The sequence below is a fragment of the Ruegeria sp. BH6 genome (assembly GCF_056538105.1).
Window position 1 is genome coordinate 65,313 of record NZ_JBQFSR010000004.1, and the last position, 14,301, is coordinate 79,613.

19 protein-coding genes are annotated in these 14,301 nt (G+C 59.5%); 7 read left to right on the forward strand and 12 right to left on the reverse strand.

The genetic code is table 11. The features are described 5' to 3' along the window. Positions 1–81: 81 nt before the first annotated feature. Genes ACR0B8_RS10625 through ACR0B8_RS10645 form a run of 5 tightly spaced genes read right to left on the reverse strand, consistent with a single transcriptional unit; the run spans position 82 to position 3,765 of the window. Positions 82–801 carry an SDR family NAD(P)-dependent oxidoreductase gene (locus ACR0B8_RS10625; protein WP_480638273.1) on the reverse strand — a complete coding sequence of 240 codons (720 nt, stop codon included), beginning with the start codon at positions 799–801 and terminating at the stop codon, positions 82–84. A gap of 48 nt (positions 802–849) precedes the next feature. Next, complete coding sequence (locus ACR0B8_RS10630; protein WP_480638275.1) at positions 850–1,752, reverse strand: OmpA family protein; 903 nt, start codon at positions 1,750–1,752, stop codon at positions 850–852. Continuing rightward, entirely contained in the window at positions 1,749–2,321 is a 573-nt protein-coding gene (locus ACR0B8_RS10635) for a peroxidase-related enzyme (protein ID WP_170360775.1), read from the reverse strand. Before ACR0B8_RS10635 ends, ACR0B8_RS10630 begins: the two co-directional genes overlap by 4 nt. Next, positions 2,318–3,046, reverse strand: a complete 729-nt coding sequence (locus ACR0B8_RS10640; protein ID WP_170360777.1) for a GNAT family N-acetyltransferase — start codon at positions 3,044–3,046, stop codon at positions 2,318–2,320. Before ACR0B8_RS10640 ends, ACR0B8_RS10635 begins: the two co-directional genes overlap by 4 nt. After that, positions 3,043–3,765, reverse strand: coding sequence for a competence/damage-inducible protein A (locus ACR0B8_RS10645; protein WP_480658566.1), 723 nt, complete (start codon positions 3,763–3,765; stop codon positions 3,043–3,045). Before ACR0B8_RS10645 ends, ACR0B8_RS10640 begins: the two co-directional genes overlap by 4 nt. Positions 3,766–3,817: 52 nt before the next feature. On the opposite strand from ACR0B8_RS10645, the gene sfsA reads away from it, so the two are divergent. Then, on the forward strand, positions 3,818–4,525 hold the full coding sequence (gene sfsA, locus ACR0B8_RS10650) for a DNA/RNA nuclease SfsA (protein ID WP_480658564.1): 708 nt from the start codon (positions 3,818–3,820) through the stop codon (positions 4,523–4,525). Between the two features lie 105 nt (positions 4,526–4,630). Beyond that, positions 4,631–5,773, forward strand: coding sequence for an amidohydrolase (locus ACR0B8_RS10655; RefSeq protein WP_254440205.1), 1,143 nt, complete (start codon positions 4,631–4,633; stop codon positions 5,771–5,773). 37 nt (positions 5,774–5,810) lie between these two features. Here ACR0B8_RS10655 and ACR0B8_RS10660 read toward each other — a convergent pair whose 3' ends face one another. Beyond that, entirely contained in the window at positions 5,811–7,499 is a 1,689-nt protein-coding gene (locus ACR0B8_RS10660) for a tetratricopeptide repeat-containing sulfotransferase family protein (RefSeq protein ID WP_170349767.1), read from the reverse strand. Positions 7,500–7,690: 191 nt separating this feature from the next. Between ACR0B8_RS10660 and map the strand changes: the two genes are divergently transcribed. After that, on the forward strand, positions 7,691–8,503 hold the full coding sequence (gene map, locus ACR0B8_RS10665; protein ID WP_170349766.1) for a type I methionyl aminopeptidase: 813 nt from the start codon (positions 7,691–7,693) through the stop codon (positions 8,501–8,503). On the opposite strand, the gene ACR0B8_RS10670 is transcribed toward map, so the two are convergent. From ACR0B8_RS10670 to ACR0B8_RS10685, 4 genes are all read right to left on the reverse strand, one after another. Next, positions 8,491–8,670, reverse strand: a complete 180-nt coding sequence (locus ACR0B8_RS10670; RefSeq protein ID WP_170349765.1) for a hypothetical protein — start codon at positions 8,668–8,670, stop codon at positions 8,491–8,493. The two genes, map and ACR0B8_RS10670, sit on opposite strands and share 13 nt — an antisense overlap. Before the next feature lie 24 nt (positions 8,671–8,694). Continuing rightward, positions 8,695–9,330, reverse strand: a complete 636-nt coding sequence (locus tag ACR0B8_RS10675; protein WP_226689089.1) for an HAD family hydrolase — start codon at positions 9,328–9,330, stop codon at positions 8,695–8,697. An 86-nt stretch (positions 9,331–9,416) separates the two neighbouring features. Continuing rightward, a complete protein-coding gene (gene rsmD / locus ACR0B8_RS10680) occupies positions 9,417–9,974 on the reverse strand; it encodes a 16S rRNA (guanine(966)-N(2))-methyltransferase RsmD (protein WP_170349763.1) in 558 nt (185 codons plus the stop codon). Continuing rightward, positions 9,971–11,182 (reverse strand): NAD(P)/FAD-dependent oxidoreductase, encoded by a 1,212-nt coding sequence (locus ACR0B8_RS10685; protein WP_170360786.1) that lies wholly within the window; start codon positions 11,180–11,182, stop codon positions 9,971–9,973. The genes rsmD and ACR0B8_RS10685 overlap by 4 nt, the downstream gene beginning before the upstream one ends. A gap of 100 nt (positions 11,183–11,282) precedes the next feature. On the opposite strand from ACR0B8_RS10685, the gene ACR0B8_RS10690 reads away from it, so the two are divergent. From ACR0B8_RS10690 to ACR0B8_RS10705, 4 genes are all read left to right on the forward strand, one after another. Continuing rightward, a complete protein-coding gene (locus ACR0B8_RS10690; RefSeq protein ID WP_170410792.1) occupies positions 11,283–11,768 on the forward strand; it encodes a peroxiredoxin in 486 nt (161 codons plus the stop codon). Positions 11,769–11,871: 103 nt separating this feature from the next. Continuing rightward, entirely contained in the window at positions 11,872–12,117 is a 246-nt protein-coding gene (locus ACR0B8_RS10695; RefSeq protein ID WP_058282649.1) for a glycine zipper 2TM domain-containing protein, read from the forward strand. Between the two features lie 11 nt (positions 12,118–12,128). Beyond that, positions 12,129–12,476: an EF-hand domain-containing protein gene (locus ACR0B8_RS10700; protein WP_226689088.1), complete on the forward strand. Its 348-nt coding sequence runs from the start codon at positions 12,129–12,131 to the stop codon at positions 12,474–12,476. Positions 12,477–12,491: 15 nt separating this feature from the next. After that, a complete protein-coding gene (locus tag ACR0B8_RS10705) occupies positions 12,492–12,803 on the forward strand; it encodes a hypothetical protein (RefSeq protein ID WP_170349759.1) in 312 nt (103 codons plus the stop codon). Here ACR0B8_RS10705 and ACR0B8_RS10710 read toward each other — a convergent pair. Both ACR0B8_RS10710 and ACR0B8_RS10715 read right to left on the reverse strand, forming a co-directional pair. Then, positions 12,800–13,093 carry a 4a-hydroxytetrahydrobiopterin dehydratase gene (locus ACR0B8_RS10710; RefSeq protein WP_170349758.1) on the reverse strand — a complete coding sequence of 98 codons (294 nt, stop codon included), beginning with the start codon at positions 13,091–13,093 and terminating at the stop codon, positions 12,800–12,802. The two genes, ACR0B8_RS10705 and ACR0B8_RS10710, sit on opposite strands and share 4 nt — an antisense overlap. Continuing rightward, the gene (locus tag ACR0B8_RS10715; protein ID WP_170349757.1) at positions 13,090–14,277 is read right to left on the reverse strand and encodes a GNAT family N-acetyltransferase; all 1,188 of its coding nucleotides are present in this window, start codon (positions 14,275–14,277) and stop codon (positions 13,090–13,092) included. The genes ACR0B8_RS10710 and ACR0B8_RS10715 overlap by 4 nt, the downstream gene beginning before the upstream one ends. Between the last annotated feature and the right edge of the window lie 24 nt (positions 14,278–14,301).

Genomic DNA, 14,301 nt, shown 5'->3' on the forward strand with positions numbered 1-14,301 from the left:
AGTGCAAGTAACAGGAAATATCTCCCCCGGTGAACCTCGACGGCCCGCGCATCAGTGCGGGTCTTTTTTCTTAATTGTCTTTTAGAAACGCTCGACCCAAGGACGCAAGGTCAGCTCGTTGCTCCAGGCGGATCGGTCCTGATGTACCAAATGCATGTATTCCCGCGCGATGGCGTCCGGGTCCAACATGCTGTCGGGGTTGTCCGTGGCCTCAACCCGTTCCGGACGGGACGCATTGCGGATGCCACCGTCGATATTGACCCACGCCACGTGGATGCCTTTGGGGTGCAACTCGCGCGCCATGGATTGCGCCAATCCGCGTTGTGCAAATTTGCCCATGGCAAAGGGTGCGGACAGCGGAAAGCCTTTGACCCCAGCCGAGGCACCGGTGAACAGAATCGTTCCGCGCCGGTTGTCCCGCATCGGCTGGTCCAGCATGCGGCGGGCAGCGGCCTGCCCTAACAAAAAGGCCCCGTGGGCCGTTATTTCAACCGCCTTGCGTACCGTTTCGGGGTCCAGATCGGTGATGGGACCACGCTGCCGGGCCGAGGGGTTGTAACAGGCCACACGCAATTCACCCGGCAGATCGGCGACCAACGCCGCCACGCCCGTGGCATCCGTACCGTCCAGCTGATGAAGCGTCGCACCCGTTTCGGCAGCTAGTGGTTCCAGTTTCGCGATATCGCGCGCGGTCAAGTGCAGCGCATATCCATCCCGAGCCAAGGCCCGCGCGAATGAGGCCGACAGGCCTGCTCCCGCGCCGATGATCAATGCCTGAGGGGTTTGTGTCTGATCGGCCATGGCGGGCTCCTTCACTCTTGGTCCTCTCACTGACCTAAGTCGGTGCGATCAATTGACCAGCAATACGGCCTCAACCCGGCGATTCAGGTCGCGCCCTTCGGCGGTCGCGTTTGACGTCAACGGCGCCAGATACCCAATCCCCCGCGCCTCAAGCCGGTCGGCGGCAACCCCATGCGCCTCGATCAGGCGGGTTCGCACCGCTTGCGCCCGACCCGTGCTAACCGAGATATTAGCATCCAGCGCGCCGGTATCATCTGTGTGGCCCACCAACGCCAGCCGCGTACCCGGATTGTCGGCCAAATACCCGGCAATCAAATCCAGAGAGGCAAAGGGCCCGTCACCCAGCGTGATCTCACCGGTACGGAAATGCAGGTCGTCCAGAATCACATGCCCGTTCTGGGCCAATTCGCTCAGCAGGCCGTCCGTGGCGTTGACCGTTTCCTCGATCACCAGCGGCGGCGGAGCAGCGACACCAACCGGGGTGACACGGATCATCTGCACATAGCCGCTGGGCGGGTTGCGGCTGACCAGCAGGCTCAGCACCTCATCCCCGCGCGTGGCAGCCAAGAAGCGGTAATCCTGGATCGAGACATACATGTCGGGGGTCGGCACCACCTCGGTTCCGAAGCGAAAGTCGAATCCGCCGCAGTTCCGAGCTTCGCATTCGAACAAAACCTCATAGCCCTGCGCGATGATCTGTTCACGCAATGGCGCCAACAATTGCAACGTGGTGCTAGAGCCCGATTGCACACGCCATGTGATGCGCTCAATCTGCCCTTCGACGTGGCGCACGGGCAGGCTGCCATCGGCAAAGGGGCCAGTTGGCAGATCGTAACTGTCCAAGGGGCTGACACGGTCGCTGAGTTGACGTGCGCCGCTAGGCAGGGTCAGGTCTTGCGCGGCAAGCGGTCCGGCCAGCAACACCAGGATCAGAAAGGCAATTCGGGTCATCGGGCCTGCGTGTGATATTCGTCGTTCGGGGCCATGGCCGTAGCACTGGCAACCCGGTTCGACATGTTGAAAAATCCGGTGACATTGGCAAGGTCCCAGATATCCCGGTCTGTCAGCCCGACATCCCGTAGGTGTTGGCGATCGGGCTCTTCGATCTCGGCGCTGGAAGTCGTCATTTTGGCGGCGAAATCCAGCAGCGCGCGCTGTCGCGGGTCCAGTGGCGCCACACGGTAGTTCATCACCAGCATCTCACCCAGTTGTGGATCGCCCGACAATTGCCGCACCGCTGCGCCATGGGCCACAAGGCAGTAAAAGCATTTGTTGATCGCCGACACGACCACGGCGATCATTTCCCGTTCCAGCTTGCTCAGCCCACTGTCGCCCAGCATCAGATCGTTATACGTCGTCGTAAATGCGTTCAGCTTGTCGATATCAAACGCATAGGCCCGCAGCACATTCGGTACAAAGCCCAGCTTTTCCACACATATATCAAAATATTTCTGCGTCTCGCGCGGCAGCGGGTCCACCATCGGCAAATTCAGCGCGGTGGGCATATTCTGGTCGGTCACGTCAGGCTCTCTCCTTGGACAAGCTGACGGTAGTGGTATTCGCCGACAATCTCCATCCCAAGTGCGTGATAAAGCCCGTTGGCTGCCGCGTTCGCCTTGGTGCAGATCACGCTGAGTGTTTCGGCACCGTTTTCCTGTGCCCAAAAGGCTGCGGCGCGCATCGCCCAGGCACCCAACCCGTGTCGCCGGTGCTGTGGCAGAACCTCAAGCGCGTGAACCATCGCAACACCGTCTTGAATTGCGACAAATACAGTACCGGCGGGCTGATCGTCGCGGCGCAGCAGTAGCCCGGTTTTCGGGCTCTTCGCCCGCTCCATCACCGCAACACGTGCCGGACCAATTCCACCCTGCGCCCAAATCTCGCGCATAATCGCAAGGGGTTCCGGTGTTGGAAAGACCATCACGCGCGGGATCGGTGTATCGGTCAGGTGACTTGCCCGGCAGGCAAAGATGTTAACCGGGTCCTTTACCGCATACCCGCGCAAAGCAAGCTGAGCATCCAACGCCTCATCCCCCGGACGCAGACAGAACAGGCGCTTTTGCCCCATTGCCTGCATTGCAGCCTCGGCGGCGCTGATATCAGCTTCGGTCACCGGGCCCAGTGCACTGGCCGCTGACACCCGCGATCCGCCGCCCTGCCCTTGTCGCAGCTGAAACGGCCCCAGCCGTTCATAGCCCGCAGCGGGCCAGGTGCCGTCAACGATGTCGGGCCAGTTGACGCTCACAGATCAAGTTCTTTCGCCAACCGGGTGACAGCCGCGTCGATCCGTGCCCCGTCTGTGCCGCGCACAACCACGTTCGCCCCAAACACGCCGTTGATCTGGTACGGGTAGCTGCCGATGGACAGGTCCGAGAAATCTTCAGCTAAGGTGGACAGCGGTCCCGCGATATCACCCTCACCACGTTCCACGCGCAGGGTTTGCGACAACAACGGGCTGCCACCGGTCAGGCCGGGCAACACGCTGGCAACCATCGCCTGAAACACCGAGGGCACCCCGGCCATCACATGCACGTTCTGAATGGTGAACCCCGGCGCGGTCGAAACCGGATTGTCGATCAGCGCCGCCCCGTCCGGAATGCGCGCCATACGCAGGCGGGCCGCGTTCAACTCCTGCCCGGATTTGTCATAGCGGGCCTGCAACAAAGCGCGCGCATCCTCGCGCACGTCGATAGGCGTGTCGAACGCACGGGCAATGCTGTCGGCGGTGATATCGTCATGGGTCGGGCCGATCCCACCGCTGGTAAAGACATTGTCATAGGCTTCCGACAACGCCTTGACCGCCGTTTCAATGGCGGATGCGTCGTCGCTGACAATGCGCACCTCTTTCAGATCGATGCCATGTTTGGTCAGTTCACCGGCGAGGTAATGCATATTCGCATCTCGGGTGCGGCCTGAAAGGATTTCATCCCCGATCACCAGCATTGCAGCGGTTGGATTGGCCATGGCGCGTGCCTCCCTCTTGATCGACCTTTGGGGCAGGTATAGGCCCTGAGGCATGAAATTTGAAACCCCCCTTGTCCCCGCCCGCCTGATCCGACGCTACAAACGCTTCCTGGCCGATTGCACGTTGGAGGACGGGCGCGAGGTGACCGCACACTGCGCCAATCCGGGCTCAATGATGGGTCTGGCGGAGCCGGGTGGGAAAATCTGGCTGGAGCCCAATGACGACCCGAAGAAGAAACTGAAATACGGCTGGCGTTTGGTCGATCATGAAAATGGACACTTTACCGGGGTCGACACCTCGGTTCCCAACAAAGCCCTGCGCGCGGCACTGGAAGCTGGTGAGATTCTGGAACTTGCGGCCTACAGGACCGTCCGCCCCGAGGTGAAATACGGCGAAAACAGCCGCATCGACTTTTTATTGACCCAACCGGGCCTGCCAGATGCCTATGTCGAGGTCAAAAGCGTCACCCTGTCTCGCCAACCGGGACTGGCCGAATTCCCGGACAGTGTCACCGCCCGCGGCGCCAAGCATCTGGGTGAATTGGCGGCGATGGCGGCGCAGGGGCACCGCGCGATCATGCTGTATCTGGTGCAGCGCACCGATTGCGACCGGTTCGCGCTGGCCGCGGATATCGACACAGCCTACGCGGCCGCGTTCGAGATCGCGCAGGGGCAAGGGGTCGAGTGGCTGATTTACGGCACGCGCATTGCACCCACCGAAATCACGGTCGGCGAAAGGATTCGGGCGCAACCCGGATAAGGCCGGATTTTATCTGTTGCGCCCGTTGCCATTTCCCGGTCCGCGCGTTTGACTATGCCCGGGTCACCCGTACCAACGATTTACCAACCAGTCAGGGGAACGCACTTGGAGTCCAATCAAGAAAAGCTAGTTGCCTTGCGGCAAGATTTTCACCGCTTTCCGGAACTTGGGTTCGATGAGACACGTACCAAGGCCAAAGTAGCGGAATTTCTGCGCGATCTCGGATTGGACGTTCACGAGGGCGTCGGCGTCGTGGGGGTGTTGAAAGCGGGTACAGGCAACCGGGCCATCGGGCTGCGCGCTGATATGGATGCCCTGCCGATTCATGAGACCAGCCAGCACGATTACCCCTCGGAGACCGACGGCGTGATGCATGCCTGTGGGCATGACGGCCACATGACCATGTTGCTTGGCGCCGCGCAAGAACTGGCTGCTGATCCCGGTTTCGATGGCACCATAGTTTTTTTGTTCCAGCCCAATGAAGAACATGGGCTCGGCGCGCGGGCGATGATTGATGAAGGGATTCTGGAACAGTTTCCGGTGGACGAGATCTATGCCATTCACAACCTTCCCGGTGCCCCTGTCGGGCAGATATCGACGCGGACCGGGTTGATCTGTTCCTCAGAAAGCCTGTTCGAGATTGCAATCACCGGTCAGGGGGGTCATGCCTCGATGCCGCAAGCAGGGCGCGATGCGATAACCATTGGCGCGGACATGGTGCAGGCATTGCAGACCATCGTATCGCGTAAACTTGCCCCCGGTGCCGGGGCAGTGGTGTCAGTAACCGAGTTTCTGACCGATGGGCAACGCAATGTTCTGCCGGGACATGCGACTTTGAAAGGCGACGTACGCGCCCGCAGCCCCGAAGACCGCATCACCATCGAGGGCCTGATGCGCGAAATCGCACGCGGTGTGGCCATCGCGCACGGGGTCTCGGTCGATGTCATGTTCAACACGGAATTCATCGAAACAATTAATGCCGAGGAACCCACACAGGCCGTTGTTCGGACCGCACGATTCATCGGCGCCGACACCATCCCCGACCGCCAACCCATGAGCTTTTCCGAAGATTTCGCTCATTTCAGCGCGGCCGTTCCGGGCTGTTTTCTGCTGATGGGAAATGGCGAAACCGGACCGCATGGGCAACCGCTGCACTCCAGCGATTACGATTTCAATGATGAATTGCTGCTCTTGGGGGTCGATTTCTGGACTGCGCTTGCGCGCGATCGTTTGCCCGCAAGGGATTGAACCGAAGCGGCCACAATGGATAAGGGCGCAACCGGTTTCAGGCTTGCTGTTCCTCAGCATCGCCCGGCGCATCCAGAAACTCTGCCCACAACTCGGCATCCAGTCCGTTCACAAACGGCTCGAACTCATCTGTCACCGCCTGCCAGCCCCCGACCGAGGCGGCATTGACCGGCTTGCGCGCCTGTAGGTTACTGGCCGTCTTAATCGCGTTCGGGGACTTGTCCGGTGACAGCATCGCGTCCTCGAAGGACAGATCGCAGATCTGAGCCAGTTCTTTTGCGGTTTCTTCCAGATTGCCCACCAACGTCTCGTACCGAACGTCGTGAATGCGCCCGGGCAGTACCTTGTGCCAGTGCCGCATATAGCGCTGATACCGGTTGGCCTCGGCCGCCATCCAGTCCAGGTCATGGGTGAAATACAACCCGCCCGCGCCAAAATTCGCGCGCCACATGGACAGCGCGACATCGCGCGGGTCTCGCAGCACGTTAAAAATCACGGCATTGGGGAAAGCTTGCGCAATCTCACCCAAAAAAGCGTAGTTGCCCGGTGCTTTGTCCACAAAAGCCACTGCGCCATTTGTCAACGAAGGCAGCTTACCCGTGTAGAAATCGGCCAGATTATGAGCCTCGCGCCATTCGGGTGGTTGCGCTTCGGCCTGTCTGGCCCATTGGTGTACTGATGCCAGCTCACCCAAACCCTGAACAGCAGAGTGACGGCCCAGAATACGCTCGACCAGCGTGGTGCCCGACCGGGGTAGACCAACCACAAAAATCGGCCGGGTACTGCCCTTGGATGGTTTGGGCTGGGCAGCGGGCAATGGCGCAGCCAGCCGTTTATCGCATTCCTGCACGCTGCGTTCTTCCCAAGAGTCAAACCCCGCACGCTGCATCAAATGAGCCTCAGACAGGTGCTGCATTTCAAGCGGTGTGTTCTTTTCGCGGCGTGCCAGGCTGGCCGCAGCAAAGCATACCATCACAGCATCCTTAGGGTTTGGCACGCCGCGCTCCAGCGCAGCTGCGATCTGCGTCTTCAGCGTTGCGGCATCCTCGAAGGTCAGGTTGGGCAACCCCGCCATCATCTCAAGCGCCTCGGGGTGACCAGGCGCTTGCACCAGGGCTGTGCGTAGGTTCTTTAACACCTCGCCAAGCTGGCCCAAACCCAACTGAGATCTGGCAAGACGCAACAGGCCGGGAAGAAACCGCGGGTTTTTTCGAACCAGCGTATTCAACATGTCTACAGCACTATCCCATTGCTGCAACGCGTCCAGAATGTCCGCCTTCAGAATTTGCGCATTCACATTGGCGGGTTCGCGCTTCAGGACTTGTTCGATGGCTACAAGGGCCATTTCCGCTTCTTGCTCTTGCAGCAGGGCCAACGCCTGAATGAACAGCTGCGCCGGGCTGAGAGGACCACGTGCGCTGATTTTTTCCAGAAACTTCAAGGCAGCAGCCGGTTCGCCGCCTTGAATCAAGCTCAGGCCATAGTTCTGGATCAGTTCGGCATTGCCGGGGTCCAGCCGCCAAGCGCGTTCAAAATAAATCTGGGCCTGCTTGAAGTTCTGCTGCTGAATTGCGCACAGACCGGCAATTCGGGGCAACGCCGCAGCCTTAGGCCATTTCTTGGCCGCCTTGGTGGCGCGTTTAAAGGCCTGATCCAGCCGACCAGCCTGGAGAAGCGCGCTGATATTGGTGATCTCGGCCCTCAACTGGTCTGCTTTTCTTTGCATTTGCACGCCTTCTCCTGTTTCGCGCACCCGCGCAGCCTTGCTTTGTGCTAGTTGAAAATTACCTGAGGGTCTATATGCGATCAGGTACCAGACCGGGCGCGGACTTGACATTACGACCCAACGCCCTCTGGTACTTTCTGCACAAGCAGCGTAAAAGGAGTGCTGCGCGAAACATTTGGAGCCTCGCATCCATGAAAGAACATCGTGGCCGTCTGACCAAGGATGGCATCCGCATCTATGAACAGGGTGACTTTGCCGGCATGCACGCGGCAGGGGCACTGGCGGCGCGGATACTCGACGATATTGCGGATCATGTCTTTCCCGGCCAAACAACCGGTGAGATCGACCGCCTGATCACTCAGATGGTCGAGGATGCAGGCGCAACGTCGGCCACCATAGGCTACAAGGGCTATCAGCACGCAAGCTGTATCAGCGTGAATCATGTGGTCTGCCACGGCATCCCAGGCGACAAGCGCCTGAAGGATGGTGACATCCTGAATATCGACGTTACCGTCATCGTTGACGGCTGGTTCGGCGATACTTCGCGCATGTTCGTGGCCGGCAAACTGCCCCGCAAGGCAGAGCGTCTGATTCAGGTGACCCATGATGCGCTGTTCAAAGGCATTGAGATGGTCAAGCCGGGCAACACCTTCGGCGATATCGGCCACGCGATTCAGGCTTATGTCGAGGCGCACCGGATGAGCGTTGTCCGCGATTTCTGTGGCCACGGGTTGGGTCGTGTGTTCCACGCCCCGCCCAACGTGCTGCACTATGGCCGTCCGGGGACCGGAGCGAAGCTGGAAGAAGGCATGTTCTTCACCATCGAGCCGATGGTCAATCTGGGCCGCCCCGAGACCAAAACGCTGGCCGATGACTGGACCGCCGTGACCCGTGACAAGTCACTATCGGCGCAGTTCGAACATTCGGTGGGTGTCACGGCAGATGGGGTTGAGATCTTTACCCTGTCACCGGGCAACAAGTTTCACCCAACCTATTCGTCCTGATTGACGGCCTGATCTCGCAATAGCTTCAGCAGCAATGTCTCATCCCGCCACGGCGTCACTGCGTCGTGGATGAATACCGGTGCGCGCATGGGATTGCGTTCGGGGCCGGTAGTCGATTCCGTATCCTTTGAAAGGGTCCAGATCGGGGGATTTAAGGTACGGTCCATGCCCCGAATGCTAGCACGTCCGGGTCAGATTCCCAAAAGCGTCGGGACCTCGGCCATATCGGTAAAGACTTCGGCCCCAAGTTCCGCCAGCTTCTCGCCCTGCCCATGCGGCGCGTAGGCCAGACAGCGCATGCCCGCGCGTTTGGCTGCCAATACGCCGTTCTGGCTGTCTTCGATCACCACTGGTGAGGTGGCCCCGAATTGATCGGCGGCCGTATGGAACATGACCGGATCAGGCTTCGCGGTTCCCAAGATATGGGCGGAGTACATTGCGCCGCTAAACCGCTCCCACAAACCGTTCTGGCCCAGAGTAATCTGCATTTTGTCGGGACTTCCATTTGACGCCACACAGAAGGGGATGCCCTTAGCATCCAGCGCGGTCAGCAGTTCCGGAATACCGGAAACCAGTTCCACGCCCTGCCGCAAACGATCATAGGTTTCTGCATAAACCTCATCGACCCAATCATCGGGCAGGTTTGCACCCAGCGCGCTGGCCTTGTCGCGCACTCCGGTCATTGTACCCCCAAGAAAGAACGCAACACTGTCTTCCAGCGTCAAGTTCAACCCATACCGTCCAAGATTGTCGACCAGCACCTGATTGGACAGCGGTTCACTGTCCACAAGAACACCGTCGCAATCGAAAATGACCAGATCGTGCATGCCTGCCCTCGTTGTTTTGCACTGTGCCTAACCAACCGTGCGCGCAGGTGCAAACCGGGTGTCAGCAGAACCTTGCCCGCAGGGTTTCAGCCTGAAACATTTCGCCACATCAACGAGATATGCGTGTCACCGTATTTCCGGCTGTCCTGCAGGTCGAACCCCTGCGGCGCTGCCATGGGGCTGTTTTCCTCCCACACGATCAGCGCGTCGTCGGCGATCCAGCCATGGGACAGGGCAGCGATGGCCTTTTGCCCCATGGATTTTCCATAAGGCGGATCCAGAAAGATCAGATCATAGGGCGCGCCTGAATTTTCGCCCAGCCGCGTGGCGTCCCGGCGGATCAAGGTTGTGCGATCGGCGCTGCGGGTCAGGTCGATATTCTTGCGGATCAGCCCCTGCGCCACCCGCCCGTCATCCACAAAGGTCACCTGTGCAGCGCCACGCGACAGCGCCTCAAGCCCCAGCGCGCCGGTTCCGGCAAACAGGTCCAGAACGCGCAGCCCGTCAAAGTCGATTTGATGACCCAACACGTTGAACAGGCTTTCGCGCACCCGGTCGGTGGTGGGGCGCAAATGAGCGCCCGCATCCCCTTTGCCGACTGACGCCAAGGCCCGGCCCCGGAACTCTCCGGCGATGATCCTCACGCCTTGAGCAGCGGTTTCAGGTCCGCGTCAGGATCAGCTACGACAGCAGGATCAGCGGTTTTGCCCGCTTCGATCAGGCGCTTGCCAACCATATAAGCGCGCGGATCATTCATCGCATCCACCGCGATCAGCTGGTCGCCATTGTAGTACCAGAAGGACACGGTCTGACCGTCACCTTGACGGGTAATCACGCGATCATAGCCGGTGTTCAGGCCCGCGATCTGCAGTTTGACGTCATATTGATCCGACCAGAACCACGGCGTCGCCACATAGTCCTTGGCTGCGCCCAGCATGTTCTGGGCCACGATCTCGGCCTGATCAATCGCGTTCGGCACGCTTTCCAGACGAATACGGGCATCGCCATGTGGGAAGGACGCGCAGTCGCCTGCCGCCCAGATCGCCGGATCAGAGGTTCGACCATGTGCATCGGTCTTGATGCCGTTCTCCAACTCAAGCCCTGCGATCTCGGCCAGTTGGGTTGATGGGACGATGCCGACACCGACAACAACAAAATCGACCTCGATCTCGGTGCCGTCGGTCAGAACCGCACCAACCACCTTGCCGTTGTCGCCCACCAGACGATCAAGCCCGACACCTTCGCGGATATCGGCGCCATATTCACTGTGCAATGCGCGGAAGTAATCGCTGGTCTCGGGCGCGGCGACACGTTGCAGGATGCGGTCGGCCATTTCGACCAAAGTCACCTTGACGCCGCGCTTGGCGCAGACAGCCGCGGCCTCAAGCCCGATATAGCCTCCGCCCACGATCAGGGCGCGCGCGCCGTCTTTCACGCGGGGCTCCATCTCGTCGATATGGGCCAGATCGCGCACCACGTGGACACCTTCAAGATCGCCGCCAATCGCGGCAGGCAGGTAGCGCGGGTCCGACCCGGTGGTCAGGGCCAGTTCGTCATATGCGATGACGTCATCCCCCACGGTCACGGTTTTGGCCTGCGGATCAATCGCCGTCACGCGCTGACCCAAACGTAGGGTGATATTGTTCTCGGCATAGAAGCTTTCGGGCCGCAGGAACAGGCGCTCCAGCTCCATTTCACCCAGCAGATAAGCCTTGGACAGCGGCGGGCGCTGATAAGGCAGATGCGGCTCGGCCCCTATCAGAGTGACGTCCCCTTCGAACCCGTCTTTGCGCAGCCTGGCAACAAGCGACGACCCCGCCTGCCCGGCACCGATGACGACAATATGGCTCATGTTCCTCCCACCGTGTCGAATTCCCGTGGTCTCATCCACGCGACCACCTATATTGCGGCTGAGCCCGACTCTGCAAATCCAAACGACAGGAGCTTAAAAAATGATTTCAACAGGTGAGACACTGCCCGACGCCACACTGACGCAACTGGGCGCAGACGGCCCCGAAGAGGTGCGGATTTCAGACAAAACCAAAGGGCGCAAAGTGGTGATCTTTGCGGTACCCGGAGCATACACGCCGACCTGCAGTTCGGCCCATGTGCCCAGCTTCATTCGCACCAAAGACCAGTTTACCGCCAATGGCGTGGATGAGATCATCTGCGTTTCGGTCAACGACCCGTTTGTTATGAAAGCCTGGGGCGAGGCCACAGGCGCGGCCGATGCAGGCCTGACCATGCTGGGCGATGCCTCAGCCGAATTCACCAAGGCCATTGGCATGGAATTCGACGCCCCGCCCGCCGGACTGTATGCCCGGTCCAAACGCTATGCCATGCTGGTCGAAGACGGCAAGGTCACTGCGCTGAACGTGGAAGAAAGCCCCGGCACCTGCGAGATTTCGGCAGGCGAAACTCTGCTGGACGCGATCTGATCCTGCGCGCGGCCCCGGGTCACCTCGGGGCCGCAAACGCATTTAACTTGATGCAACGCCCTGATCAGCCAATAGTTGTGGCATACAATCAGGGAGTTCATTGATGAAACTGAAAGTATTCACTCTATTACTGGGCACAGCGGGGGCATTGGCCGCCTGCGGCCCGGCACCCACCCCTCAGCAACAGGCGGCGCGGCAGCATGAAATCGCATGTCTCAGCGGATCACTGGGCGGTGCATTGATCGGCGGCGCGATCGGCAACCAATTCGGTGGTGGATCAGGTAAATCCATCCTGACTGCGGCAGGCGCAGCCGCAGGCGCGATTGAAGGCAACAGATACGCATGCTGAGGAGAGCCGAGATGACACGTGGAATTTTGATTGCTGCGGCCCTTATACTGGCCGGTGCGGCCACAGCCGAGACCGTGGGCGAGTTGCATGAAAACGAACTGAAGGCCATCGACAAGAACAATGACGGCTTCTTGTCCCGTGATGAGTTCGATGCCTTTTCCGATTATGCCTTTCAGGAAATGGATGACGACAAGAACGGCACGCTGGGATTGGACGAAGCCAAGCCGTTTCTGGACATAAAACAGTTTCAGGACGTTGACCGCGATAATGACGACTTTATCTCTCGGGCGGAATACGACGCGCAGATGAACGACGATTTCAACGCGGCGGATAAGAACGGCAACGGTCAACTGGACTAGCAACAGGAGCGCACGATGAACAAATGGATCCGTTTGGGTGCGCTTTTACTGGTGGCGGCCTGCGATGTACCGCAGGCGCCGGTTGTGAACGGACCGGACGGGCAGACATTTATCCAGATCAACACTTCCGGGCTGACCTGCTATAACACCAAATGTCTGGATATTAATCCGGCAGCCCGCAGTGTGCGCCAAATCGGCAATCGGACGACGCAAATTCCTGGCAATATCAACGTCAGCGACGGAACCGTGACACCTGATGAGTTCCGGCAATTGGGTATTGCTGCATCCCTGGCCGGCGGAGAAGGCTCGCGGAGCGACAGAGGCTAAACCAGGCTGTCCATCTTGCGCGCCAGCTTTGCATCCAGCGCCGAAATGCCACCGACATCATGGGTGGCCAGCGTCACCTCGACTGTGCGGTAGACGTTGGACCATTCGGGGTGGTGATTCCACTTTTCGGCAAAAATCGCCACCTGCGTCATCCAGCCAAAGGCATGCACGAAATCTTCGAAGATAAAGGTCTTGGTGATCGCATCCCGGTCTTCGACCATGGTCCAGCCGTTGTTGAACAGCGGGTCCAGAAGCGGTCCGCGGGTCTCGGGCGACAGTAGTTCGGTCATTGCTGTTCCTCCGGGTTCGATTTCCTGAACGGGCCGTATTCCGTCAGAATCTCAATCTCTTGTCCCACTGCGTGGGCCTCGGCGTCCAGATATTTCTTGATCGCATCGGCAAAGCCGGGGTCGGCGACCCAATGCAAGCTATGCGTGCGCATAGGCATATAGCCCCGCGCCAGCTTGTGTTCGCCTTGCGCGCCGGCCTCAACACGGGCCAATCCTTCGGCAATGGCAAAGTCGATCGCCCTATAGTAGCACAATTCAAAATGCAGGCAGGGGTGATGTTCGACGCAGCCCCAATAGCGGCCATAAAGCGTTTCGCGTCCAATGAAATTCAGTGCCCCGGCAATCGGATAGCCATTGCGTTCCGCCAGAACCAACGCCATATCATCCGCCATGGTTTCCTGAGCGATATCAAAGAATTGTCGCGTCAGGTAAGGCGATCCCCACTTCCGCGCGCCGGTATCCTGATAGAACCGCCAGAACGCATCCCAATGTTCAGGGCGTAGATCATCACCGGAATAGGTGTGAATTTCTCCGCCAAATTCGCAGGCCTGCGCGCGTTCCTTACGGATATTCTTGCGCTTGCGCGAGGACAGCGCGGCCAGAAACCCATCAAAATCCGCATATTGGTCGTTAAGCCAGTGAAACTGCTGTGATTGACGCAGCAACAGACCCATCTGTTCGCCCGCCAGCGCTTCGTCCTCGGTGCAGAACGTGGCGTGGACCGAAGACACCCGGTTATCGGCTGCAATCTGCACGGCTCCTTGCACCAGGGCCGACATACCCGGAACCTCGTACCCCGGTCGCACCAGAAACCGCCGCCCGGTGGCCGGAGTGAACGGTACCGCGATCTGCAGTTTGGGGTAATACCGCCCGCCTGCGTTTTCATAAGCATGGGCCCAGCTGTGGTCGAAAATGTATTCGCCTTGACTGTGCGATTTGGCATACATCGGCGCGGCCGCGATCAGCATCCCATCCAGATATGCGGTCAGGTATTGAGGCTGCCAGCCAGTGCCCGCCCCAACCGAACCGCTGTTTTCCAGCGCCAGCAGGAATCGATGCGTGGTAAAGGGATCAAGCGGCCGCCCGCCATCGGCGGCCTCGGGGCAGGCGCAGGCATCCCATTCGGTCGCAGAAATCTGCGAAAGCGATCTCAGAACCTGAACTTCGATTTGCGCCTGATCCATGTGCCCTCCGCGTCTGATCTTTAT